Annotated in this window: 19 protein-coding genes; 18 read left to right on the forward strand and 1 reads right to left on the reverse strand. The window is 50.9% G+C overall.

Annotated elements, in window-relative coordinates:
- Nucleotides 1-46: 46 nt before the first annotated feature.
- The 10 genes from ABE504_RS03490 to ABE504_RS03535 all read left to right on the forward strand — a co-directional run bounded on the left by ABE504_RS03490 (nt 47) and on the right by ABE504_RS03535 (nt 11,135).
- Entirely contained in the window at nt 47-676 is a 630-nt protein-coding gene (locus tag ABE504_RS03490; RefSeq protein ID WP_430084514.1) for a YhbD family protein, read from the forward strand.
- Between the two features lie 16 nt (nt 677-692).
- Nucleotides 693-1,379, forward strand: coding sequence for a polymer-forming cytoskeletal protein (locus ABE504_RS03495; RefSeq protein WP_430084516.1), 687 nt, complete (start codon nt 693-695; stop codon nt 1,377-1,379).
- Nucleotides 1,380-1,393: 14 nt separating this feature from the next.
- A complete protein-coding gene (locus ABE504_RS03500) occupies nt 1,394-2,137 on the forward strand; it encodes a cytoplasmic protein (protein WP_430084519.1) in 744 nt (247 codons plus the stop codon).
- A gap of 44 nt (nt 2,138-2,181) precedes the next feature.
- Nucleotides 2,182-3,729, forward strand: a complete 1,548-nt coding sequence (locus ABE504_RS03505) for an MDR family MFS transporter (protein ID WP_430084522.1) — start codon at nt 2,182-2,184, stop codon at nt 3,727-3,729.
- A gap of 1,016 nt (nt 3,730-4,745) precedes the next feature.
- Complete coding sequence (locus ABE504_RS03510) at nt 4,746-6,608, forward strand: hypothetical protein (protein WP_430084525.1); 1,863 nt, start codon at nt 4,746-4,748, stop codon at nt 6,606-6,608.
- 135 nt (nt 6,609-6,743) lie between these two features.
- Complete coding sequence (locus ABE504_RS03515) at nt 6,744-7,226, forward strand: DUF2975 domain-containing protein (protein ID WP_430084528.1); 483 nt, start codon at nt 6,744-6,746, stop codon at nt 7,224-7,226.
- A gap of 9 nt (nt 7,227-7,235) precedes the next feature.
- On the forward strand, nt 7,236-7,454 hold the full coding sequence (locus ABE504_RS03520) for a helix-turn-helix domain-containing protein (RefSeq protein WP_430084530.1): 219 nt from the start codon (nt 7,236-7,238) through the stop codon (nt 7,452-7,454).
- Between the two features lie 4 nt (nt 7,455-7,458).
- A complete protein-coding gene (locus ABE504_RS03525) occupies nt 7,459-8,703 on the forward strand; it encodes a DUF4153 domain-containing protein (protein ID WP_430084533.1) in 1,245 nt (414 codons plus the stop codon).
- A gap of 244 nt (nt 8,704-8,947) precedes the next feature.
- A complete protein-coding gene (locus tag ABE504_RS03530; protein ID WP_430084536.1) occupies nt 8,948-10,759 on the forward strand; it encodes a stalk domain-containing protein in 1,812 nt (603 codons plus the stop codon).
- 52 nt (nt 10,760-10,811) lie between these two features.
- A complete protein-coding gene (locus tag ABE504_RS03535) occupies nt 10,812-11,135 on the forward strand; it encodes a hypothetical protein (protein WP_430084539.1) in 324 nt (107 codons plus the stop codon).
- Nucleotides 11,136-11,206: 71 nt separating this feature from the next.
- Here ABE504_RS03535 and ABE504_RS03540 read toward each other — a convergent pair whose 3' ends face one another.
- Nucleotides 11,207-11,797: a hypothetical protein gene (locus ABE504_RS03540; protein WP_430084542.1), complete on the reverse strand. Its 591-nt coding sequence runs from the start codon at nt 11,795-11,797 to the stop codon at nt 11,207-11,209.
- Nucleotides 11,798-12,025: 228 nt separating this feature from the next.
- Here ABE504_RS03540 and ABE504_RS03545 point away from each other — a divergent pair, with 228 nt between their 5' ends.
- The 8 genes from ABE504_RS03545 to ABE504_RS03580 all read left to right on the forward strand — a co-directional run bounded on the left by ABE504_RS03545 (nt 12,026) and on the right by ABE504_RS03580 (nt 25,843).
- Nucleotides 12,026-14,188 (forward strand): sensor histidine kinase, encoded by a 2,163-nt coding sequence (locus tag ABE504_RS03545; protein WP_430084544.1) that lies wholly within the window; start codon nt 12,026-12,028, stop codon nt 14,186-14,188.
- Between the two features lie 36 nt (nt 14,189-14,224).
- Nucleotides 14,225-14,866, forward strand: coding sequence for a response regulator transcription factor (locus ABE504_RS03550; RefSeq protein WP_430084547.1), 642 nt, complete (start codon nt 14,225-14,227; stop codon nt 14,864-14,866).
- 204 nt (nt 14,867-15,070) lie between these two features.
- Nucleotides 15,071-16,180, forward strand: coding sequence for a glycoside hydrolase family 172 protein (locus ABE504_RS03555; protein ID WP_430084550.1), 1,110 nt, complete (start codon nt 15,071-15,073; stop codon nt 16,178-16,180).
- 57 nt (nt 16,181-16,237) lie between these two features.
- Nucleotides 16,238-19,201: an Ig-like domain-containing protein gene (locus ABE504_RS03560; protein WP_430084553.1), complete on the forward strand. Its 2,964-nt coding sequence runs from the start codon at nt 16,238-16,240 to the stop codon at nt 19,199-19,201.
- A 119-nt stretch (nt 19,202-19,320) separates the two neighbouring features.
- Entirely contained in the window at nt 19,321-22,182 is a 2,862-nt protein-coding gene (locus tag ABE504_RS03565) for an Ig-like domain-containing protein (RefSeq protein WP_430084555.1), read from the forward strand.
- Nucleotides 22,183-22,399: 217 nt separating this feature from the next.
- Nucleotides 22,400-23,368, forward strand: coding sequence for an ABC transporter permease (locus ABE504_RS03570; protein WP_430084558.1), 969 nt, complete (start codon nt 22,400-22,402; stop codon nt 23,366-23,368).
- Between the two features lie 16 nt (nt 23,369-23,384).
- A complete protein-coding gene (locus ABE504_RS03575; RefSeq protein ID WP_430084561.1) occupies nt 23,385-24,263 on the forward strand; it encodes a carbohydrate ABC transporter permease in 879 nt (292 codons plus the stop codon).
- A gap of 41 nt (nt 24,264-24,304) precedes the next feature.
- Nucleotides 24,305-25,843 carry an extracellular solute-binding protein gene (locus tag ABE504_RS03580; protein ID WP_430084564.1) on the forward strand — a complete coding sequence of 513 codons (1,539 nt, stop codon included), beginning with the start codon at nt 24,305-24,307 and terminating at the stop codon, nt 25,841-25,843.
- Nucleotides 25,844-25,884 lie beyond the last annotated feature (41 nt).

The following is a 25,884-nucleotide window of genomic DNA, read 5'->3' on the forward strand; positions in this document are numbered from 1 at the left end:
AACGTAACAATGTTATGTTACACTGTTTCGTGAGGAGGGATTCCTTATGGAGGATGATCTGATTTCCAAAAAAGAATTGCTTGAATTGACCGGCATCTCCTATGGCCAGTTGTACCGCTGGAAGCGGAAAAACTTGATCCCGGAAGCCTGGTTTATCCGAAAGTCCGCTTTTACCGGGCAGGAGACGTTCTTCCCACGAGCTTTGATCCTGGCTAGAATCGATAAAATTACGAATATGAAAGACGATTTATCGCTGGATGAATTGGCGGATGTGTTCTCTGTCGTTCCTTCCACTGTGCAAATTGATTGGTTGGAGTTAGTGAAACGAAACATTGTTTCACAATTAGCAGCGGAGCATGCGGCGAGTATGCTGGGCAAGGCCGAGACGTACAGTTTTGCCCAAACGTTGTTTCTCTACATGCTCGAAGACGGCCTGCAGTCGGGTGAAATGAATGTCGACGAAGGCAGGGCGCTGCTTCTGATGCTGCAAGATAACTATGGCAAATTCGAAGGGCAGGATTGCGATCTGTTATTTTTCCGCAAAATGGGCGTCAGTATGTTTCTGCTCGCATCGGCAGGCAGCGAAGTGTTCGCAGAGCGCGGCGCGAAAGAGGTTTTGCGTGTGAATGTCGGCAAGAAGATTGAGGAGCTCAAGCTTAAACTGACGACGGTGTAGGAGAGGAGGAAGGTTCATGAAGACAGAGCGGAAGCTGCGGAATCTGGTTATTTCGGGAATCGGCTCCTCGGGCGGAGGTGACTTTCAGACGGCGAAAATCGACGGTGTCGGACGCGTCGAGGGCGACATTCGCTGCGAACATTTTGTGCTGAATGGCAGATTGGACGTACACGGCAGCCTTACCGCGGAACGTGCGGATTTGAAAGGCACGGCGACGGTTGACGGCAGCGTGCAGGTGAAGCGGGTGGAGCTAGCAGGCCGTTTCAAAATTGGCGGCTCGGCTTCAGGCGAAAGCATGGAAGTAGACGGATCCCTGCTGCTGCAAGGAAACTGCGAGGCGGAAACCTTTACGGCGGCGGGGCGAGTTACCGCAGAGCTGCTGAGCGCCGATCGCATTCATTTGACCCTGCATGGCCCTTCGGTTATTACGGAGCTGGGCGGGGAGCAGATTGTGGTGCGGAAGCAGGCGGGCATTGATTTTGCGAAATGGCTGCAGAAGCTTCCCCTGCCGGTCGGTAACCGGCTGACCGCCAAAGTGATTGAAGGCGACGACATCAATTTGGAGTGTACAACGGCGGATATCGTTCGCGGCGCAACGGTGCGCATCGGGCCGGGCTGTGAAATTGGACTCGTGGAGTACACAGCCAAGCTGGAGCAGGACCCGCGCGCGAAAGTGAATCGGGCGGAGCAAATCACTCGGTAAAGGAGGGGAAACGTATGGGAGCAATCACGGGGAAGCGCAGCGCTACGAATGGCAACCTTCGCGTTACGGGAAGCTCGATGGTAGGCGGAGGCCATTTTGACAAAGTGAAGGTTGTCGGGGAAGCGATGGTGGAAGGCGACTTGACTTGCACCTCCCTGTCTTGTATCGGCACGATGGAGATGACGGGTCGGCTGCAAGGCAGACGGTTAGGTATTGTCGGGACTTGTGCCGTTACCGGCAGTGTGCAAGCGGAATCGCTGAAAAACTCGGGCACCGTCACGATCAGTGAAGATGCTGTCATTCACAAGTTGATGGGATCCGGCCTGCTGGAAGTGAAAGGCCAGCTCACGGCGAAGGAAGTCGATGTGAAGGGACACATTGCAACGGCAGGAGACTTCGAAGCGGATCAGCTTCGTCTTCGAGGGATGTTCGACGTTGGCGGCCTGCTGAACGCCGGTACGTTGGACATTAAGCTGTATCAAAAATGCAAGGCGAATGAAATCGGCGGGGAACGCATTGAGATTCGCAAAGCTTCGTTGCTGCATCCGTTCAGCTTGTTTTTCCGGCCTTTAGCGAGTGCGAAGCTGACAGTGGGGGCCATTGAAGGCGACGACATTTATGTGGAGCATACGCATGCGGATGTCATTCGTGGAACGAAGGTCCGCATCGGGCCCGGCTGCAAGATCGGAGTTGTGGAATACAGAGAGGAGTTAACTGTAAGCAAAGACGCTGAAGTGGCGAATAAACGCCAAGTCTAAGAGGAAGCTCAAATTTTCAATAATGAGAGAAGGAATGTGTGGAAATGACGAAACAACAAACGAATCATGTCGGCTTTGTGTTAGCCGGCTTGCTGCTGGCGATGCTGATGTCGTCGATGGACAACACGATTGTCGCGACGGCGATGGGGACGATCGTCGGGGATCTTGGAGGGCTCGACAAGTTCGTCTGGGTGACCTCCGCGTATATGGTGGCGGAAATGGCGGGGATGCCGATTTTCGGCAAGCTGTCGGATATGTTCGGCCGCAAACGATTTTTCATTTTTGGCTTAATCGTGTTTCTGGCAGCCTCCATCCTGTGTGGAACGGCGCAAAGCATTGTGCAGCTTAGTATTTACCGGGCGATTCAAGGTATCGGCGGCGGGGCGCTCATTCCGATCGCGTTCACGATTATGTTCGATACGGTGCCGGTGGAACAGCGCGGCAAGCTGGGTGGTTTGTTCGGCGCGGTGTTCGGATTGTCGAGTATTTTTGGACCGCTGCTGGGTGCGTATATTACTGACTATATTAGCTGGCACTGGGTTTTCTATGTGAATATTCCGATCGGGCTGCTGGCGTTAATTTTTATCAGCGTGTTCTACAAAGAATCGCCTATCCATCAGAAGCAAAAAATCGACTGGTGGGGTGCGATTACCCTGATCGGTGCCGTCGTCAGCATCATGTTCGCCCTGGAACTGGGCGGCAACAAATATGCCTGGGATTCAGCGGTTATTGTCGGCTTGTTCGCTGTATTCGCCATCCTGGCCATTGCATTTGTCTTCATTGAACGGAAGGTAGATGACCCGATTATTTCGTTCCCGATGTTTAAAATCCGCCTGTTCTCTACGAGCAATGCGCTCGGGCTCCTAACAGGCATGGCGTTTATCACGGCGTCGGTGTATATCCCGATCTATATTCAGGGCGTTCTTGGCGGTACGGCAACGAACTCCGGCCTCGTTCTTCTGCCGATGATGCTCGGCTCCGTGTTCTCGGCGGTCGGCGGCGGCTTCCTGATGAGCAAAATCCCTTATCGCAGCATCATGATCGTCTTCGCGCTCGTGTTCACGGCCGGGATGGTGATGCTGACGACGCTCACGGTCGACTCGAGCCGTTTCTTCGTCACGATGTGCATGATCGTCACCGGCCTCGGCATCGGCGCCAGCTTCTCCGTGCTTAGCAACGCGGCGATTCACCACTTCGAGCCCGCGCTGCGCGGCTCGGTGAATGCGACCATGTCGTTCATCCGCTCGCTCGGGATGACGCTGGGGATCACGCTGTTCGGGATTCTGCAGCGCAACGACTTCACCGCGAGCCTCAAGGATATCTTCGCGGGAAGCGGGCAAGCTGCCGGACTCGCGCAGAATCCGACGATGACCGACCCGCGCGTGCTGCTTGCACCGGAGGCGCGCGCTCAAATTCCGGCGCCCGTGCTGGATAAAATCACGGCTGCGCTGTCCTCGTCGATCACGACAACGTTCCTGTGGGCGCTCATTCCGACCGCGATTGCCGTGGTCATGGCGTTGGCGATGAGCAAAGAACGCCTCACCGAGTCGGTCGAGCACGTGCAGGCGCAAGCTGCTGCGGAAGGAAGGTAAGGGTCAGAAGCGGGAGCAGGCCTTGAAGGTCAAGGCTGCTCTAGCATGTGAAGGACGCAATCCAAGCGGAAGCTTGGGGGGCGTCCTTTTTTAACATGTTGGAAAGTATATTCATGAAGCTGCTCCACATCATTAGGAAACGCTACCGCCCTTGAAGGACGGCAGAGCCGTTTTCTTCGAAAATACTGAGGGGACCGCCGGAGAGGGACATTTATCAGGGACCTGCCCAAATTACGTGATCGGGAAGAACTGTTTGAACAAAAAGATCATGGCGAAAATCCATCGGGATTTGAGGGGGCTGAGGTCATAGGGAAGCCAGTTTCGCATGAAATGGCGGAGGCTAAGAGGGCCTGGCCCCCTCTAAGTCGCCAAAATCGGCTAATATCGCATAGCTAGCAGGGGCTGTCCCCTCTTAGCGGCCATCGCCGAGCGGGTTTCGCCTCGAATGGCGGGTTTTAAGAGGGTCTGGCCCCCTCTAAGTCGCCAAAATCGGCTAATTTCGCGTAGCTAGCAGGGTCTGGCCCCTCTTAATGGGTCATCGTCGAGCGGGTTTGCGAGGAGTAGGAGCGGAAGAGCTCCACAGCGTGTAGCTCTTCGAAGCAGCTTCATATCATCTGGAAATGTTACCGTCCTTGAAGGAGACGGAACCGTTTTATTAGAAAAATTCGCTGTAATAGTCGCCGATGACCGTTACAAATCGAAAAAGAAGTCTTTTTCTGTTCTACCCTTACAATCTCGGCCTCCTAAGGTCGTCTTTATGCTGCAAGTTGGCTTAAGCTGACAACATGGGGGAAGCGAATGTGTAGGACCACCGGCCATTTTTCAAAAACTCTCGACAAGCGGGCGCCCTATCTTCATAACCTGATGACAATGTGGTTTACTCCTCTTATTTTCCCTCGAAAGCCTCCGACGATCCGCGATGGCCGTTCAAGCGTAGGATATGGTACACTAATTTTGGAAATGGATGGATGAGAAGGCCCGACCACTGGCGTTTGAGTTTTGGGGAGGAGGCAAAGATGGCCTATACACGACTCGTAGTGTTGGTGATGGCGTTTGAGGTGTTTGTTACCGTTGTAGCCGGACTTGGCATTTATTGGGGGTTCTCCTTGTTTCCTTATTCGCAATCATTGGCAGCTGCCACGGGGGCAGCCGTGCAGGCAGCCGGATTTCATGCAACGATTCCCCTTTACATGCCTTCACTGGCAGATCTGAAAATACCATACACCTATCTGGAGACCAGAGCTCAGTCCTGGGGGACCGCGGCTATCGTAGTCTCAGCGGCTGTTATGGCGGTACAAAGTTTTGTTCGGGGGATGTACCTCGGCGGGCTGAAAGCGTGGGTACTGAATCGTAGGACAGTTCCGCTGATCCGGTGTGGGCGCCAATATTTCAGCCGGATGCTGGCGTGGTCACTCTTTCAAAACGTGACAGGTCTGCTGGTCGTTTTCATCGGGGTAGCTTTTATCCCCTTAGGATTCCTATTCATGCTCGCCCTATTGTTCTATTCGCTTACCCCTTACCTAATAGTACTCCAAAATATATCCTTCGGAGACGCAATGGCGAAGGCACCACGCCTGTTTCGGCGCTATTTCAGCACGCTGTTTCCGCTTGCGCTGCTTGCTATGCTGTGCACACTGCTTATCGGCCCCTTCCATCTGCTGACGTCCCCTTGGGGATACGCTGTACCCTTGCTCGTTTACGCAAGTGTGGGGACTTTGCTGATTGGCGCGGTGATGAGAAGGTTGGCACTGAAATTGACGCTTGACGGCGCGAAGGTCTCGGATGAGCCATTCAGAGAGATTCGCGCTCGAAGAGCGATAAATACAGTAAGTGTGCTGCTCGTGCCGGTATTGGTCTTTGCAGGGATTTTCGCAGCCTCCGGAAGGCATATCAGCGCATTTGAATTCGGCAGCAAAGAGCGGCTAAACGGCTTCCTCTACAGGACGAATTTCTCCGATGTTTTCTACGCGTCACAGATGAATTACACAGCTTACGACTTCAAGACGGGAGATTACAGCTTGGATATAAAGCTTCCTGACTTGTCCCAAAAGGAGAAGCCTGGCGAATTGCGAGGAATCGCCGAAATTACATGGCAGGTGAATGAGGAAATCCGCACGGTACAAGGAAATTCGACGCGAATTGATGTGAAAGCCATCATGCACAAGAGCCGTTTGATGTACCGACTTGTCCGGGAGACAGCTAGCAATGGCAGCTATTATTACTCGAGTATGAGGGGGACTGCGTCGATTTTGCCAGGCGGGGAGAAACCGCGCGAGCCGCTGTCCGTTCAAATCATGGTTAGCGGAGACGGTAAACATGTATTTGCCTTACAATACCCCAGCCGGTTTGATATCACCCCAGTATTCCGTGTTTCCGACGATGGGCGATACTTGATCCCGGCAACAAGTCGAGTAAATCCGTCGGATTTTCACGCCTATTGGTTCACTGCAGAACCGAACACCGAAGATCTATTTGACATGCTGGCTGCTAAAAATAAAACGAACTACATGCCGACGACGAACCGGGCATACCTTGCGCTTGCTTCTGCCATGCAAGAAGGAGATGGACGCATGCTTGTCAAGTTATTGGAGACGCTGAAGAAGGGCGGTGTAGACGTGAAAGCTCCCGAGTGGGATGAGCTGACGTGGACGCATAACTTGCAGAACAAATATAGAGAGGCAAACTTTCAACAGACCGTGGAGCTGCTGACGAAGGCAGGCGTTCAAGGCGGCTACGAAAGCAAAGAAATCGTGGATCAAAGCGATGATAAGATCGGGGTTTACCGGTTTGAAGTGCCGTTCCCGGATGGGATGCTGCCGATCACGTATACGGAATCCAAGGCAGACGGCAAGCTGTTGTCCGTAAGCATCGCGGAATAGATGCGCCAAGTTGAAAGCCATCCCACACGGATGGCTTTTAAAAATAAAATTTTAATTATAAACAGCATATATTTATTGAAAAACGATAAATATTGTGATAGATTAAAATCGAAAAAACAAAAAGAGGTGCATGTGATGAAACGAGGATCAACGCTTTTTTTAAAGGCCGCCCTTTTCCTAATTGGTTTGCCGGTGCTTGCTTTGTGCATATTTGTGCTGCCGGAGATCGGAAACTATGCAGCGGAATTGTATCCCGACTATGCGTATTTGGAATATCTGGTTGACCTGGATTTGTTGGCAACGGCGATTCCTTTTTACATGGCTTTGTACCAGGCCTTTAAGCTTCTAAACTATATTGATAAGAACCAGGCTTTTTCGGAATTGTCGGTACGCGCATTGCAAAAGATTAAATACTGCGCAATCGCATTTAGCGGATTGTATGTGGTGGGTATGCCGCTTTTTTATCTTCTTGGGGAAAAGGACGATGCGCCGGGCGTTATTGTCATCGGCATGGTGATGATTGTCGCTTCGCTGGTGATCGCTGTGTTTGCTGCTGTGCTCCAAATGCTGCTGCAAGAGGCAATCGATATTAAATCAGAAAATGATTTGACGGTCTGAGGTGACGACATGGCGATTATCATTAATGTTGACGTGATGCTGGCGAAACGGAAAATGAGTGTAACGGAGCTTTCGGAGAGGGTTGGAATTACGATGGCGAATCTCTCTATTTTGAAGAACGGCAAGGCCAAAGCGATTCGATTCTCGACGCTGGAAGCGATCTGTAAAGCGTTGGATTGCCAGCCTGGCGATATTTTGGAGTATAAAATGGAAGAAGAAGAGGGGTAATCTCATGGATATTCACCACTCAATCATTCAGAACATGGCGAGTCCTCGTGAATTGGAGCGGCTGTTCAGGCGTGATCCCGAAGCTTTCAAATCGGCCTTCCCCAGTGTTTGGGAGGAGCACCCCGAATCGCAGGTTCTTGCCGTATGGCAGGAACGATTGCATTTTAAAGAAGCTGAAACGACCGAAAGAGCTTCCTTCTTTCAAAAAGATTTCTTGGTCATGGGCATTCTGGCCTTGCTGGCCGGATTGGTCAGCCGAGTTCTTTTCCAATATATCGAACAGAAGGCCATCGCTCCGATTAACCTGGTCTATGGGATATTTCCCTTTATTGCGGCCTATTTCGTATACAAGACTGCCCCCGGCAAGAAGGTGCTCGCTACCCTGGTATCGCTATTTGTGCTCTCCGGCGTGTATCTAAACCTGCTTCCTCTTGAGGAGACAGATAGCATGTTGCTGGTGTATCTACACCTTCCCATTTTCCTGTGGGTCGTCGTAGGGCTTGCTTTTACAGGAAAGGAATTCAGATCAGGCAGCACGAGACTCGCTTATTTAAAATTCAATGGGGAATTCGGCATCCTTTACGCCAGTATGGCGATCAGCGGCATGCTGCTAACTGCGTTAACGATGCAGTTATTCCGGTTTGTCGGCATGAATATCGAGGATTTTTACTTCCGCAATGTTGTGCTGTTCGGCGCGGCCGCGCTTGCCGTGGTTGCTGCCTACCTTGTAACCAAGAACCTGAAACTTGCTAGAAATATTGCGCCCTATATCGCCAAAATTTTTAGCCCCCTTGTGCTGGTCACCTTGCTGGCCTATCTGATTACGGTGATAGCGGTCGGGAAAAATCCGTTCTTGGATCGCGATTTCCTCCTGTCCTTCAATGGCATCCTGCTGATTGTGCTGGCGGTCACCATTTTCTCCATTACTGAAAGCGGTGCGACCGAAAAAAAGACCATCTCGGACTACATTAATCTGGCCCTCATTGTGCTTGCACTTGTCATCGACAGTGTAGCGCTGTCGGCCATCGTCTTCAGGCTTTCTTCTTACGGGATTACGCCGAACCGACTAGCGGTCCTTGGCATCAATCTATTGATCTGGGCGAATCTGCTTTGGATCATGCTCACCTATCTGCAGTTTTTGCGCAACAAACTCGGCCTCTCCGCGATCCAAAATGCCGTTACGGCGTATTTGCCCGTTTACGGGATATGGGCGGCTTTCGTGACGGTTGCTTTTCCGTTGATTTTTTGATTGACCGATGTAGACCATATAACCGCGGCAGCCCTGGATAAACGTCCAGGGCTGCCGCGGTTATTGCGTTCGATTTTGTTTTGTTCCCAGAGCTTCCTGATGTACTCCTGAAATTTTTCCCAAAGCTTCCCTTGCGATGACTCATGATAACGGGAAGGGTTCCGTTATAGGATGAAGGCAGATAATGCATACATTTGATTCTGCTTTATCCATTCTAGAAAGTATGAAAAGGAGACTGAATAACATGAAGGTAAAATTGAACGGATTGAGATCCAAGGCAATACTTTCCCTCTTATTGGCGGGCAGCCTTTCGTTTGGGAGTATGGTGGGGGCATTCGGTGAAACCGCGCCTGAGGGCGTACAAATCAAGGAGTTTAGCCTGCTTGATACGGGGACAGATGTCGTGGGTTCAGCGGATTTTACACCCGAAGGCAAGAAGGACGCCCACTTCAAGCTGCAGCTGAATCTGGCTCAGAAAACGATCATTAACAGCGTTGTTCTGCGTTCAACGGATGAATACGGCAAGGATAACTATCAGGGCGTATGGAGAACGAATCGTGTGACGACCGGCTGGCTGCTTGGTATTGTTCATGACCGAGCGGTTACAACGCCAACGGGCACAACGCATGAAACGGTAATTGTGAACCCTGGCTTTAGCAAAGATGTGAAAGAGCCGTTGGGAGAGTTCGAAGGCGGGCTAACCTTTGATTTGTACGCAAGCGATAACGGCACGATTAAAGAAACGCAGTATTATGTACTGGAAATCGAGACTCCGAGCGGAATGGTCGTTTCCAAGCCAATCAAATACAAGAAGCCCATGACAACCGGAGGCACTTCGTCAACGTCGCCTTCATCATCAACGCCCTCATCACCCCCGACACCAACACCATCCACGACGCCTGCTTCAACTCCAGCAACGCCGACAGTACCGGTCTCCACACCTTCTCCCGCTCAATCGGAGGATCCGACAATCCGCGTGTTTTTTAAAGGCCAGGAGCTGGCGTTTAGTGATGCGAGCCCCGTCCTGAAAGAAGGTTCAACGTTAGTTCCTTTCCGCAAATTATTTGAAACGCTTGGCTTTACGGTAAAGTGGGTTGACTCGGGTTATACCCAACAAGCAATCGGCACAAAGGATGGTCTTACCATCGAATTGACAATTAACAGCACTGTGGCAAAAGTAAACGGAACCGATGTTAGTTTGGAAGTGCCTGCACAAATAATCAACGGGAGCACGCTAGTACCGCTGCGGTTTGTGGCGGAAAATACGGGATTCCAGGTCTCCTACTCCAGTAACGGAAGTGTCGCGACCATTCAGATTGACGATGCGGAGGTGACCAACCAGAAGCCTGAAACCACTCCTGCACCGACACAATCTCCGGTACCTGCCCCCGAGCCCGTCAAAGAAGCGGCTGAACCCTTTGTTGTCAAAGGATATGTTCGCAACGCAAGCGGCCAGCCGATTCCGGGAGCCAGCGTCTTTGCAGATAACACCTTCATGTATGACAGCAATCTTCTCGGAGTCACCGATGAAACAGGACATTATCAAATTGAACTTCCGGAGATGGCAACAACTTACCATATGGGAGCTCAAGTGACGAAACAGTACAACGGTACAAAATATACGTTCCAATTAAGTGCCGACGGTGATCTTCCTTTTTCGGGGAGTAAGGGAGCTGTTCGAGACTTCACATGGTCAGATTTTAACGGTCAAATCTATGTTTATCCGAATTTCAAAAATTTTAACGATTCGCTGCCGGAGTTCGACATGGGCGACCTGGAATTGACGCTAACGCCGGTCGGCCCGCTGCTTGACGGAAGCGCAGGACAAACAATAATTAAACGTGGAGGTCCTATTGCTGGAGGAGCGGGGATGGATTCGATTCCAATCGGCCGATACAAGGCAACAGCACGATGGGTGCCGGAAGGTCATGCGCCGATGCCGATGCTGATCAGAGTCAATTATACGGGCGAATTCGCCGAGTCCACAGAGTTTGAATTTGGCCCTTCAAATGGAATATCCAGCACCTATCTGAGTGAGCTTGAAGTGTCTCTGTAATGAGCAAGGAGAGGCTATCCCAAAAGTCATAAAATGACTGAGGGATGGCCTCTTGTTTGTAAACAAAAAGGAGCCGTTGGATTTAGAAGACGACATTCCAGCGAATCATCTCGTTTGTGTGGTTAACGCCGTCGTCAATCTTCTCGACGATGCTGTGCACGACGACGGGATCTTTTCGGACTGGGCGAGAAGAAAACCGCTCATCTCCTGCCGGAGAGAGCGGTTTGTGGTGCGCTTGGCAGCGCAATCGAAAGGATACCGCTATGTAATCGCAGGGATAATGGATGGTGGCACGCAGACGACTTTGTCATCTGCTGCCGAAACACAAAAAGGGGCCGAACGCGTAATGGAGTCTTGGAGGAGCCGGATGCGTTGATCCGCACGTCCGGATCTGTGAGAGGCCCATGCAATTACGCATGGGCCACCTCGATTACCTCGGTAATCATTTTATCCGGAAATGAAATCATCCCCATGATAGGTAATCTGTGATGCTGCAGCATGGATGAGTTTATTCGTCCAGACGCAGTACCCCATGCCGACGTACGCTAATCCCCAGAAGAAAGCGAAATATTTGTTGTCTGCGATAGGCAGAAACATCGCGAGTATCATAATGAGCATGAGAACGGGAACCCAACGTGGAAAAACTTTGGCAAGATAAGTCAGGATCATGAACACGAAAGTGCCTCCAAGAAAGCCGACCATGCCGAACATCCGCGAAATGTTGACCAGCACCCCTTCCGGTTGAACCGCATCAGCGCCGCCTGCTGCAAATTGAGACCACAGCATCGCGGTTGTCAAAATATTTCCGACGATAATCGCGAGAATCGTGATAAAACCGGTGACGCCCGTCTCGCGGGACTGTACTTGATAAAGCACGATGGAGCCGACGGACATTAAGATACAAGCGATCAAGCCAGTCGTCAATTCTTGCGTGCTGTCCGTTCCCCAAATCAGGGATGCCGGGGTCATTCCCATCCGCGCAATTCCTGCTAGTATACAGATCATGCCTAGCCATTTGATTACTTTTTGTTCTGTCATTTTGCTCATCCTCCAAATTTATAAGTGTGGTGCTCTTATATTTAGATTACTTGAAGGAAAATCATGAAGAACAGAGCAGGGCGTTCCTGAATTTCGGGAATAATGCCGGAGCGAATCGGGAATGCACGGGAAGGCCCGGGAAATTGTCATCCATCCATATCCAGTTGTCGGGCGGCAAGCTATAATAAATAATGGAAGATTTCATGCAGAAGGATCGGCGGTGGGAGGATGAATTTAAAGGTTAACCGAGCAGACGCTCGGGCGGTTGTGAACGAGCGGCAAGTGCCATGGGCGATGCGGCTTGCACAGCTTTTAACACTCAGCTTCAGCATACTGACAGCAGTGCTTTATGTAAGCGCAATTCCTGTCTATTACAAAGTACTTATCGAGAGATGCATCATACAGGGCTGCGGTAATCTTTATCCTGCTTTGCAGCTGCCGGCAGAGGGATTTAGCTTGGAACAATTTGCCCTCCTATTCGTACTCATTGACGTCCTATTTACATCCGTTTTTTATATCACTTCAGCCATTGTGCTCTGGAAAGGATTTCGGGAGCCGGTGGGGCTGCTGGCCGTTATTGCAATGGTATCTTTCGGCACAACGTTTCCATCGCTGGTTATGGCGGCATACGAAGGGGCTGTTTTTGCCCATCACTGGTTCATGGTCGTCTCAATGCTAAGCTGGATTTCCATGTCCTTGTTTCTTTTACTTTTTCCGAATGGCAAGTTTGTGCCCACATGGACGCGCTTCATTTTTGTGCTCATTGTTATCGTAAACGTGATGCAGCTTCTTTATGAAGGTCAGATGTGGGAGAAGCTCCACATTCCGGGCGTACTCCGGTTGCTCTGGTATGTTTCTTCCACCTTGGTGTTGATTTACTCACAAGTGCATCGTTTCCGAAATAAGGCATCAACCTCCGAACGGCAGCAAACGAAATGGGTGGTATATGGGGCAACGATCGGGATTGTCGGTTTCATTGGCATGAGCGCGTTGTTTACTCCAGGTCTGAATGATGGGACAGCGCTAACGTATGTGTATTTGAACGCTTTGCTGAATGCGTCTCTGACGGCTATACCGATTACCTTAACACTTGCCGTGCTAAGGCAAAGACTTTGGAATATCGATCCGTTGGTCAAGCGAACACTCGTTTATGGTTCTCTGTCCATTTGTATCATACTCATTTATACCGTAACTGTTCTTTATTTAAGCCGTTTATTTCAAACGCGAGACCATTATGTCGTTTCGCTGCTGGCGACGGGCGTTGTGGCTGTCGCTTTCGCTCCGCTTAAAGAGTGGCTGCAGCTGCAGATTAACCGGCTAATGAAGGGCCGTCATGACGATCCTTATGCTGTATTGCTTGAACTCGGCAATCAGTTCACTCAGCCTCAGGCTCCGGATGCCATGCTGAATGCTTTCGTACGTATCGTAAAGGAGGCGCTCCGGCTTCCGTATGCAGCGATCTACGCGAGTGTCGGCGGTCAGGATACCTTGGTGGCTTCTGCCGGCAGTCCCCTTCACGAGCAACATGTCATGCCAATTATCCAGCGTGGCGTGGAGCTGGGAACGCTGCAGATTGCCTCTCGCTCAGCTGGGGAAGCGTTTACGGCAGAAGACAACAAATTTCTGGATGTCCTCTTGAAGCAAGCAGGACCGATCGTGGAGAATTGGCAGATGACGCAGGGGATGAAGCTGCTGGCTCGGGACTTGCAGGAGTCGCGGGAAAAGCTGGTGTTAGCGCGAGAGGAAGAGCGGCGGCAAATTCGCAAAAATTTGCACGATGATTTGGCGCCTAAGCTGGCTGCTCTTGCGCTGAATGTGGCGACGGCCCAGATTTACGTCGAAAAGCAACCCGAGGTAGCCATCGAAATGCTGGCAGACCTGCGCAAAGTCATTCGATCGACAGTGGAGGACATTCGCACGTTGGTTCATGATTTACGCCCGCCAACACTGGATGAGCTGGGACTGGTTGGAGCGCTGCAGGAACGCATTGCCCTGCTGTCCAAACCCGCGGCGAAGCTTGCAGGACAGGAGGGCGCTGCAGCGCTGGACATTCAAATGTATGCCCCAGAGCCGCTTCCTTCGCTGTCGGCAGCCGTGGAGGTCGCCGTGTATCGGATCGTCACGGAAGCTTTAGTGAATGTCGTGAAGCATGCCAGGGCGACCTCCTGTACGGTAAATCTGGAAGTTACGGAGACACGCCAGCTTCAGGTGGAAATAAGAGACAACGGCGCGCAATTCGCTTCGTTGTCGGCAAGTCCGGTTCCCGAGGGGAAAGGTGGAATTGGACTCGTTTCAATGCGGGAAAGGGCGGCGGAATTAGGAGGTTACTGTCAGTTGGATCGGCCTGCTGGCGGGGGCACCCGCATTCTGGCCATAATCCCCTTGACCTGAGCGAATATAATGCGGAGCAGAGGAGAGAGAAAGACGATGAGAATAATGATTGCGGACGACCATCCCATCTTTCGAAGCGGTGTTCGAAATTTGCTTCAAACGACGGAAGATTTGGTCGTCGTGGGTGAAGCGTCATCTGGTGATGAGGTTATGCCGCTTGTGGAGCAGTGCCGACCTGATTTAATTTTAATGGATATTCGAATGCCTGGGCTCAATGGTATTGAAGCGACGAGGCTGGTCAAAGAAAAATATCCAGATATTCATGTGCTTATTCTCACCATGTTTCGTGACGATCAATCGGTGTTTACTGCCATGCGTGTTGGAGCGAAAGGATATGTGCTGAAAGATGCCGATGAAATCGAGTTGCTGCGTTCTGTACGCGTTGTTGGCAGCGGCGGCGCCGTGTTCAGTTCCGATATCGCAGCACGCATGATGCATTTCTTTACGGAACCGAGAGATCAGGGGACTTCCGAGCATCCTGCACTTTCTGAACTGTCCAAACGGGAAATGGAAATTTTGGAGCTGATTGCTGAGGGGAAAACCAACGTGCAGATCGGCACACGTTTGACAATCAGTGCCAAGACGGTTGCCAACTATGTTTCCATGATTCTTAACAAGCTGCAAGTCGTGGACCGCAATGAAGCAAGCAGAATGTTAAAGGAGTTTCGGGAGGGATGAATACAACCGCAGCAGCCCTGGACAAATGTCCAGGGCTGCTGTTTGTTCCGGGGCTCGTTCTAGAAAGTGATGGAAATGCCGTTCGATCTCCATGCAAATCGGATGATTGCCTCATTGTTGGATGGGCAGGGGGTTCCTACAATAAGAACTATGAGGATCGTAGGAGAGGCCTGTTTCTGAAAATCATAACGAGGAGAGATTGTAATGGGCTTATTGGATGGCTTATATCGCTTCAAGGAATGCAAGACGCTTCGGGTTTCGAGCTACGACCGGTCGGGAGGAAATGCCGACTATATCACGATTATGCCTGGAGAGACGGCGGTGCTTGCCGAGCTGCAAAATGTGGGGATTATCAAGCATATTTGGATCACAATCAATTCGAAGGATCCCATGCACAATCGCAACCTGATTTTGCGCATGTACTGGGACGGCGAATCGGAGCCAAGCGTACAAAGCCCGATCGGCGATTTCTTCGGACAGGGCTGGGGCGAGCATTATCCATACGCCTCCCTTCCGTTGGCTGCGGCACCGGCGGGCGGAAGAGGACTGAACTGCTATTTCCCCATGCCGTTCGCCCAAGGCGCGAAAATCACCCTTGAGAACGACTCGGAGTTCGAGGTCCCCTCTTTTTATTATTATATCGATTATGAGGAGCATGCTTCTATACCGGATGATGCAGGACGGTTCCACGCTTGGTGGAATCGGGAAATAACCGAACCCTCAAGTGAGCAGGAGAACGAGTGGGGACTTATGGGTGAACCGGCGAAAAATCAATCGGATGAAGGCAATTATCTGTTTGCGGATATAGCAGGGCGGGGGCATTTTGTCGGTGTCAATTACTATGTCGATAGTCCAGGTCCGATGTGGTATGGAGAAGGCGACGACATGTTTATGGTGGATGGTGAATCGTGGCCTGGATCTTTGCACGGCACCGGCACGGAGGATTTTTTTAATTCCTCGTGGTGCCCGAACGAGTTGTATGCGCATCCTTACTTCGGTTACGCCCGGATCCCGGATAAGCTGGGCTTTATGGGGCGAACTCATTGTTACCGCTTTTTGATGGAAGACGCTATCCATTTCCGCCAATCGCTCAGGTCCAGTATCGAGCATGGGCATGCTAACGCGCTGACACTTGACATCGCCAGTGTGGCCTATTGGTACCAAAGCGAGCCGCATAAAGCATTTCCAGTCATACCACAGAGATCAATGCGTCAAAATATGCCCGTTATCACGGCTAGTGACGTTCACCGTTGGCGCGATGCATGGAGAAAGTCCAAAGGCTCTGGCAAGCTTTGGGGGAATGAGTTGGAATAATGGCATGACACGCTTACGCGGTTATGTATAAATGAAATCACGATTGAGGAGGTACGTATGAAGAGACTCAGCAGTTTGTGGATATGCATGATGTTGATCCTCACGATGGTTCCCACTGGCATTTACGCCATGGAAGGTGACCAGCTTCAAAGTGTGGACGAATACCAACAAAGTGTGCAGGAACCGATTCCAAGCCTTACGGGGACTGGAGGGACGGAAGGACTGCAAATTGTTCGGCCGGTTGTGGCAGGTGCTGCGACAGGCAGTCAGTTTTTCCCGCTGGAAAGAGCCTTTGACGGCCAACCGGATCTGGATGAGAATACCGGCAATCCTGTTGGTGGCACAGGAGCTTCGGATGCGCCCGCTTACAACGGCGGCAGAGTCGGATATATCGACTTCGGAGCGGATTGGAGCAAAGTCAGAATCGTGTCGACATGGACCAAATATAGAGCGTCCAGCTCCGGCGATCAGTCCCCTTATGCTGAACTCTGGTGGGACAACGATATCAATACGGTAATTGACAGCGTTTACACGGAAAGCCGCATCAACTTCAATAGCGCAAAAGGTCTTTCAACTGGGGCGATGACCCCCTGGATCATGGACAGTGATGTCAGCGGCAGCCCTGTTACGCCGAAAGCCCGGTATTTGTTAGTCCGGGGAGCTGCCACGATGACCAATAGGGCCAGTGAATACGCCATGATTGGTTGGATCGATGCCAACGGGAACGGTGTTCAGGATGCGCCATTCCGCGCAGTATCCGGAATAACCGTATCGGGTGCAGGCGGAGCAACAAGCTTGTTGACGAACGCTGCGCTGCAAATGTCGGCTGTCGTGCAGCCTTTTATCGCAACCGACAAATCCTATGTTTGGTCCGTCCAGAATGGCACCGGAAGTGCAACCATTGATGCGACTGGACTCCTTACCGCAGTATCGGAAGGTACCGTGATGGTCAAGGCAACCGCACTCGATGGGTCAGGCGTGACGGGAATGCAAGAGATCGTCATTTCCAAGTACAACCAGCTGATCTTGCCTGTGCAAGGAAGCAGCAACATTTATTACAAGGACTTGCAGGCTTCTTTCAAAAATGTGAACTGGCAGACGCTGGAGCGTCTTTACATTCCTGCAGGAGATTATCAATATATCAAGCTAGGTAATCTGCCAAAACGAAGCGCCGATCATCCTCTGATTATTACCAATTATGGCGGAAAAGTAGCGGCTAGCGGCACCTACGCATATACCTTGTCCATGGAGGGCGGTTCCCACTGGATTTTGACTGGGGAATATAATGAAGATTTGAAAACCGGCGATGTCCATTACCAGGGGCATCAAGACGGCAATTATGCCGATTCCGCGGGCCATTACGGCATAGAAGTCGGCCGCAACACGTCCAATGGCATTGGCGTAGGCAATGGCGCGACGAACTTCGAGCTTTCGTATATCGAGGTTGCTCATGCCGGGTTTGCTGGCCTTCTTATTAAGACGGACGGTGTGCCGACAGCCACCATGGACGGTGTCAAAATCCATGATATGTACGTCCATGATTCGGAGTCGGAAGGGATGTATATTGGCAATACAAGCAGCGATCTCAGTAAGCAGCATATTTTCACCAATCTGGAGATCTACAACAACAGGGTTCTGCGTTCAGGAACGGAAGGCATCCAGTTATCCAATATGGGGGATGGCATCAAGGTTCATAACAACGTGGTCGTGATGAGCTCTATGGATTGGAAGGATCCTTTTCAGCAATGGCAGGACGGCGTCTTCCAGTATAGTCAAAGGATCGGAAGCGCAGAAATCTATGACAATGTGTTTATTGGAGGCGCCAGCAACCTTTTCACGCTAAGATTATCCGCAGCTCCCGGTGAGACTCCGAATCCCTCAGATGAAGTGGTGTTCCGCAATAATTACTTCTCCCATGGGCGGGATATTCTAGGCTATGTCCATAATACGCCTTCCAACTATGCGTCGAAATTCCGGTTCGAGAACAATATGATTCAGCAATTCAATTACCAGTACGATGAACTGCCTGGAGATCAGGTAAATTCGAACAAATTTCTCTATGTTCAAGATAATACGAACAATCCGATGATCATCGATAACAATACTCGGGATGGCGGGCAAGTTTTCATTGACGCAATCGGAGGAAACAACGGGACAACAAGCCATATATCTGCATCGGGCAACAACACGTTAACTCCAGCAGCGCCGATCCTTTTCAGAGATGTGACGTTCCCTGCCGATTTTGACTGGAGCAAAGTGGAGAGATGGGACGATTATTCCGATCTGTATAAAGAGCCGATCTATTTCAATTATGGTGATTATGTCTATTATTTCCCGACAGGTGAATTGTACGAGTGTATCGAACCCGGAACCCATACCGGGAAGAATCCTACGACGAATCCTTCTACCTGGAAGCTCTTAGTGCCGATGAAGGAGGATTTCAGGCTCGACCCGGCATCTCCGTATCAGGGCATAGGTCTGTTAGACGGAAGAACAGAGACCCTCGATACCATGCCCCCGGCCATCGGATCGCCGGAACAGCTGTCGTTCCTGCAGAACGAACCGGTTCTGGTGAACATTACGGCTAACGATAACGGAGGAAGCGGCTTGCATTCGCTTGAAACGACTTTCAATGGGGAGACGGTGGGAACAACGATTGCTGTCAACCCATTTGAGCTGGGGGTCGGAACGTATCCGATCGTCGTTACGGCTGTAGACCGGGCCGGAAACCAAACTGTTGCGGAGTTCACGCTTGTGATTCGAATGGATGCCAATCATTTGGATGAACTGGTGGAATACGGCGCTGATAACGGATGGATCAGCAATAACGGAATCCGCAACAGCTTAATGTCTCACGTGAACAATATTCAGCGGGATCAAGGCGATGCCAAGAAATTTGAAAACAGCATCAAATCCATGCAAAATACCGTAAGTGCGCAAAAAGGCAAGCATATCGACGAAGTGTTCGCAAACGTCATTCTGGCGGACTTGGCGGTTCTTCAGAATACGATCGGCAACTGAGTAAGGATTTCATAGCATCTTTGTCATCATTCTTCACCTGCATAGTAGCTGACTCGAATAGTAAGGCATAGTCCGCTTAGGCGGTTATGTATAAATTTCTATGAGGAGGTAAGTAGCGGATGAAAAGCATGCTCACTGGAACCCTGATCGGCATCATGATGTTGTTTGCTTTTATGCTTGTGGGAGGCGCTGCAATGGCAAGCGGAGAACTGCAGGTGATTAAACCTTCCGCCGCTGGCGCGGCGACGGGCAGTTCATTTTTTCCATTGGAGAATGCCTTTGACAGTCTGGATATCTCGCTGGATACTGCCGGAGTGCCGGTTGGCGGTGCGGGACCGAACAATGCGCCTGCCTATTCGACCAGCCGGGTCGGTTATATCGACCTCGGCCCGAATTGGGCGAATGTAAGAATTACTTCAACGTGGACGAAGTACAGAGCATCAAGTGTCGGTACCATGACCCCGTATTCCGAAATATGGTGGGACAATGATATCGACACGACCAATGACAGCGGGTTAACCGAAACCCAGATTAATTTCAACAGCGTGCAGAATCTAGCCAATACTGGCACAACAACCCCTTGGATACAGGATCGTGACGTGAGCAGCAGCCCGGTCGCACCGCTAGGGCGGTATATGATCCTGCGGTCTCCTGACAACATGACGAACAGAGCCAGCGAATACGCAATTGTTGGGTATCTCGTAGACGAAGGGAACAAGGTCATTACGCCGTCGTTGGCCGGGCAGGCGAGTGGCAGTCAGTTTTTTCCGCTAGGCAACGCTTTCGATGGTCAACCGAATCTCAATCCGCTAACCGGGGAACCTTCGGGAGGCGCAGCGGCCACTGATGCGCCGGCTTACGCCGACAGAGTCGGCTATATTGACTTTGGACCGGACTGGAGTAAGGTGAGAATCACTTCAACATGGACGAAGTACAGAGTATCCAGCTCAGGCAACCAAACCCCCTATGCGTCGCTTTGGTGGGATGATGATATGGACGCTGTAAATGACAGCGGTCTCACGGAAACTCGGATCAACTTCAACAGTGCGCAAAACCTTTCCACAGGACTGGAGACGCCATGGCTGATGGATTCCGATGTCAGCGGGACCCCTGTAGCCCCGAAGGGCAGGTTCTTGTTGCTCCGAAGCCCTCTTGCGATGACCAATCGGGCCAGTGAATACGCATTCCTCGGCTGGATTGACGAGAATGGCAACGGCGTTCAGGACGCACCGAATCGTGCTGTAAGCGGCATAACGGTAACGGGAACCGGTGGCGCAACGAGTCTATTAACGGGCAGTACGCTGCAGATGTCAGCGGCTGTGCAGCCTTTCGATGCGACGAATAAGAATGTGGCCTGGTCGGTTGTGAACGGAACCGGAAGTGCTAGCATTACTTCAGGCGGTTTGCTGACAGCGGTATCGGATGGGACTGTAACGGTCAAGGCAACCGCCCAGGATGGTTCGGGTGTCGTTGGAACGCTCGAAATTGCCATGTCCCAATACAGTCAATTCATATTGCCGGTTCAAGGGGCCTCCTCCATCTATTACGTTGACTTGCAGGCCTCCTTCCCGAATGTCAACTGGCAGACGCTTGAACGGCTTTACATCCCTGCCGGGAACTATGAATTCATTAAACTGGGCAATCTTCCGCAAAGAACGGCCAGCAATCCTCTGATTATTACCAACTATGGCGGCCAGGTAAAAGTCAGCGGCACCTATTCCTATACCCTGTCCATCGAGGGGGGTAAGAACTGGATTCTTACAGGCAAATATGACAGCGTGCTCAAAACGGGACATGTCAATTTTCAAGGACATCTCAATGGCAATTACACGACATCCACGGGCAAGTATGGCATCGAAGTGGGACGCAACTCGTCCAATGGCATCAGTGTAAGCAAGAACGCCACGAACTTTGAGCTTTCGCATATGGAAGTCGCCTATGCCGGATTCGCCGGCCTGCTGATTAAAACGGACGGTGTTCCGACAGCCACCATGGACGGCGTGAAAATTCATGATATGTACATTCACGATACGGAATCGGAAGGGATGTATATTGGCAATACGAGCAGCGATATTAGCAAGCAGCATATTTTCACCAATCTGGAAATTTATAATAACAGGGTCCTGAGGGCGGGGACGGAAGGCATCCAGCTGACCAATATGGGAGATGGCGTCAAGGTTCACAACAACGTTGTCGTCATGAATGCTTTGGATTGGAAAGATCCGTTCCAGCAATGGCAGGACGGCTGCTTCCAGTACGGCCAAAGGACTGGCAGTGCTGAGATCTACAACAACGTATTTATCGGTACGGCCAGCTCTCTCTTTACGCTGAGAATGTCAGCGGCTCCAGGAGAGACGCCGAATCCTGCGGATGAAGTGTATATGCATGACAATTACTTCTCCCACAGCCGAGATATTCTTGCCTATATCCATGATACGCCATCCAACTATGCAACGAAATTCAGGTTTGAAAACAATGTCATTCGGCAAATCAATTTCCACTACGATGAAATTCCTGGCGGACATGTGGATTCCAACAAAATGTTCTATGTATCCGACAACACGCACAATCCGATGGTCTTCACGAACAATACTCGGGATGGCGGGCAAGTGTTCATTGACACCATCGGTGGAAACAACGGGACCGTAGGGAATATTACCGCATCGGGCAATACAACTGTATCAGGCTTAGCTCCGATTAAATTTAAGGATGTGGCCCCATTCTCCGCTAACTTTGATTGGAGTCTGGTCGAAAGATGGGACGATTATTCGGATTTATACGCAGTCCCGATCTATTTCAATCAAGGGGATTATGTGTACTACTTCCCGACAGGCGAGTTGCACAAAAATATCGAACCGGGAACCCATACCGGCAAGAATCCTACTACGAATCCTGCTACCTGGCAGCTTCAGACGCCGATGAAGGACGATTTCAGGCTGGATCCAACCTCGCCGTACCAAGGCATAGGGCTTCTGCCATAACGAATCGGAGAAAAGACGAATTCCATGCAGGATCAAGCCGTTCTGCGCAAGCGGGACGGCTTGATTGCGTGCGGGTCCTGTTTGGGCAAGCAACTTAGAAAGCAAGACGATTCCTATGCTTTTCGGTTGATCCCCTAATTGTTTCGTGAAAACGCTTCATTTACAATTTAGGTATAAAGGCAACAAGGTATATCCTAGAAAGAAGGAGGCGATCTTCATGAGTACTGCACCGGCAAGTACGAAGGATGCGGCGCTGCAAGATAAACAGAAGCGACTGGCCGGGACCCCCACAATTCGTTATATGAGGCGATTTTGGCCGTTCTATGCGATGTTAGTGCCAGGTATTTTATACTTTTTAATTTTCAAATATGTGCCGCTATTAGGCAGCGTCATTGCTTTTCAAGAGTACAACCTATACGGCGGCTTTTTGCAAAGCGAATGGGTCGGCTTCAAATGGTTTCAGCAGTTTTTCGAGTTTGTCCATTTTCGGCGGCTGCTGTGGAATACACTCGCGATCAGCTTCTATCAATTAATTTTTACGTTTCCGGCTCCGATTATCCTTGCCATTCTGCTGAATGAGATTCGCAGCATGGCAGTGCGCCGAACGATACAAACGATCGTCTACCTACCTCATTTTCTGTCATGGATCATTATTGCGGGCTTTGGTTACATGCTCCTGTCTCCCCAGATCGGACTTATTAATCACATGGTAAAAGCTTTCGGAAACGAGCCGATCTTTTTCCTGCAAGAGCCGAACTGGTTCCGTTCCATTGTGATCAGCTCCGGGATGTGGAAGGAGACGGGATGGAGCGCCATCGTGTTCCTTGCGGCGATTGCGGGAATCACGCCTTCCTTGTACGAAGCCGCTCGAATCGATGGAGCAGGGCGATGGCGGCAGCTCCTGCACATTACGCTTCCCGGTATGATGCCGGCCATCATGCTGCTGTTGCTGCTGAAAATCGGGCATATCCTTGACCTGGGCGTCGAGCAGATCTATGTTTTCCTCAATCCGATCACCTTCGACGTAGGGGACGTCATCGATACGTACGCGTATCGGGAAGGGATTCTCAAAGGCGAATACAGCATGACCACGGCGATCGGATTGTTCAAGTCGGTTGTAGGGTTCGGACTATTGATCATTGCCAACCGGATCAGCCGCAGCACGACGGGCGAGCGGTTATTCTAAGAGAGGAGGAACTGCGATGCGCTACCGTCTCACATTCGGAGAGAAGGTCTTCGATACGCTTAACTACGCCGTGCTCCTAATCGCGTGCGCCGCCGTCATGCTGCCCTTCCTCTATATCATCGCAAGCTCGCTGAGTTCGCCAGAGGCGCTGATCCGGGGGGAAGTTACGTTTTGGCCGAAAGGTACAAATCTCAGCAATTATCAAGTCGTCATGCAAAATCATGTGTTCTGGCGCTCCTTCGGCGTCACACTATTCATCGTGATCGTCGGGACTGCGGTCAACATGTTCATGACCGTCATAACCGCATATCCACTCGGCAAGCAGGGGCTAAAGGGGAAAAATCTGATCCTCATGCTGATCGTCTTCACGATGATCTTTCAAGCGCCCATGATTCCGACCTATTTGATTGTCAAAAGCTTTCACTTGCTGAACACGGTGTGGGCGCTCATCATTCCGGGAGCGATTTCGGCCTTCAATATGTTCATCTGCCTGACTTTCTTCCGGTCGCTGCCTGAGGAACTGTTCGAGGCTGCCCGTGTGGACGGCATGAAAGAGTTCTCCATTTTGTGGAGAATTGCGGTTCCACTGTCCAAGCCCATTATGGTGACGCTGATTCTCTTCTATGCTGTCGGCCATTGGAACAATTACTTTTCCGCGCTGCTGTACATCAACGATTTCAAGATGAGGCCGCTGCAGCTGTATCTTTACAATCTCATTGCCCAGTTTAATATGAACGAAGAAATGGCTTCTCTGGTGGAATCGAATGTCGTCCTCTCGCCGCAAGGGCTGCAGATGGCCACGATTCTGGTTGCGACAGTTCCGATTCTTATGGTTTATCCCTTCATCCAGAAGCACTTTATCAAGGGTGCACTCATCGGTTCGATCAAAGAGTAATCGGCTTGGATATATAAACAAGATCTGGGAGGAAGGTTTATATGAAAAAAGGGTTGAAGCAAACAGCATTTCTATTGTCCGCTTTCTCGCTAGTAGCCGCAGGCTGCAGTAATGGGGATCAGAATACGGCCAGTTCTCCCGGGGCAACCCAACAAGCTGCAGCAGCAACGCAAGCAGCCCCTGCGACACCGGCGGCGCCTGTTAAAATCCGGATGTTCGCATCCGACCAGTCGCTTCCTCCACTGGATGCGAGCGATCCCAATATTGTCTTCATGGAGAAGAAAACAAACACGGATATTGACCTGGTATCCCTGCCGCATTCGCAGTATGAAGATCAGCTTAAACTGAAGTTTGCCTCCGGCGATTTCCCGGACGTCTATCAATCCTGGTCAGGCCCTGAAGCGGATCTGATTGCCGCAGGCAAGATTCTCGAACTGAACGATCTGATCGATAAATTCGGACCCAACCTGAAGAAAAATATTCCTCAAGCTGCCTGGGATGCGGTATCCGTAAACGGTAAAATCCTGGCCATTCCGCAGCCTTCCAGCAATTCCAATTCCGTGCTGTACGTACGTCAGGACTGGTTGGATAAGCTTGGCCTTCAGGCACCCAAAACGTCGGATGAACTCATGACCGTTCTGAAGGCATTCCGGGATAAAGATCCGAACGGGAACGGCAAGAAGGATGAGATTCCGTTCTCCATGCGGGAGAAATTTACTTGGGGCGATAATATTTTCGGCATGTGGGGTGTCAATAACTCCTACACCGAGGTCTTCTACAACAATGAGGTCATCATACAAAATATTCACCCGAATATGAAGCAAGCGCTTGGATTTATCAAATCCATGGTGGACGAGAAAGTGATGGACTCCGAGTTCCTGACCAATTCCAGAACGGTGTGGGAACAAAAAATCAAATCCGGCTTGGTTGGCATGTGGTCGCATACCCAGCAACTGGCTTGGCAGTGGCAATCCGATCTGGATAAGACGATCCCGAACGAAAAACCGAATGTCGTCGCGATTCCGACTCCGCGCGGCACCGGATATGACGGGCCTCTCGGTACTCGCTGGAGCCCGGTCGCCAAAACGTACATCGTGATGAAGAGCACCAAAAATCCGGAAGCTGTCATTAAGTATTTTGATTGGCTGATGAGCGAAGAAGGCCAGATGTTTACCGACCTGGGCCAAGAAGGGGATACGTATAAAAAGGAAAACGGCAAAATCGTCGTTGACACCGCGAAGATGGAGAAAAACAAAGCCTTTAACGCGATCTTCAAGCTTCATGGCACGAATCCGGCGGTAGAGGAAGCCAAGCTGAGCAATCCGGCTGCTTTCGCCAAATTACAAGCCGCATGGGCCGTAGGCGATAAAGAAGGCTTCAAGAACGAGGCCGTAGGTATGCCCGCTGCCAAAAATACGTACAACATCGATACGATGTTCCTTGAAGAAGGCAGCAAGATTGTACTGGGCAAGGCTCCTGTAGATCACTTTGACGAATTCGTCAAAACCTGGCGCAAGCAGGGCGGCGATCAGATGGTCAAGGAGCGTACAGACTGGTACAATAAAAACAGGAAAAAATAGGGGATCGGGTTTGGAAAGCCATCCTCGCCCGCGCGGGATTC

Source organism: Paenibacillus oryzisoli (assembly GCF_050467285.1).
GTDB classification, from domain to species: domain Bacteria; phylum Bacillota; class Bacilli; order Paenibacillales; family NBRC-103111; genus Paenibacillus_E; species Paenibacillus_E oryzisoli_A.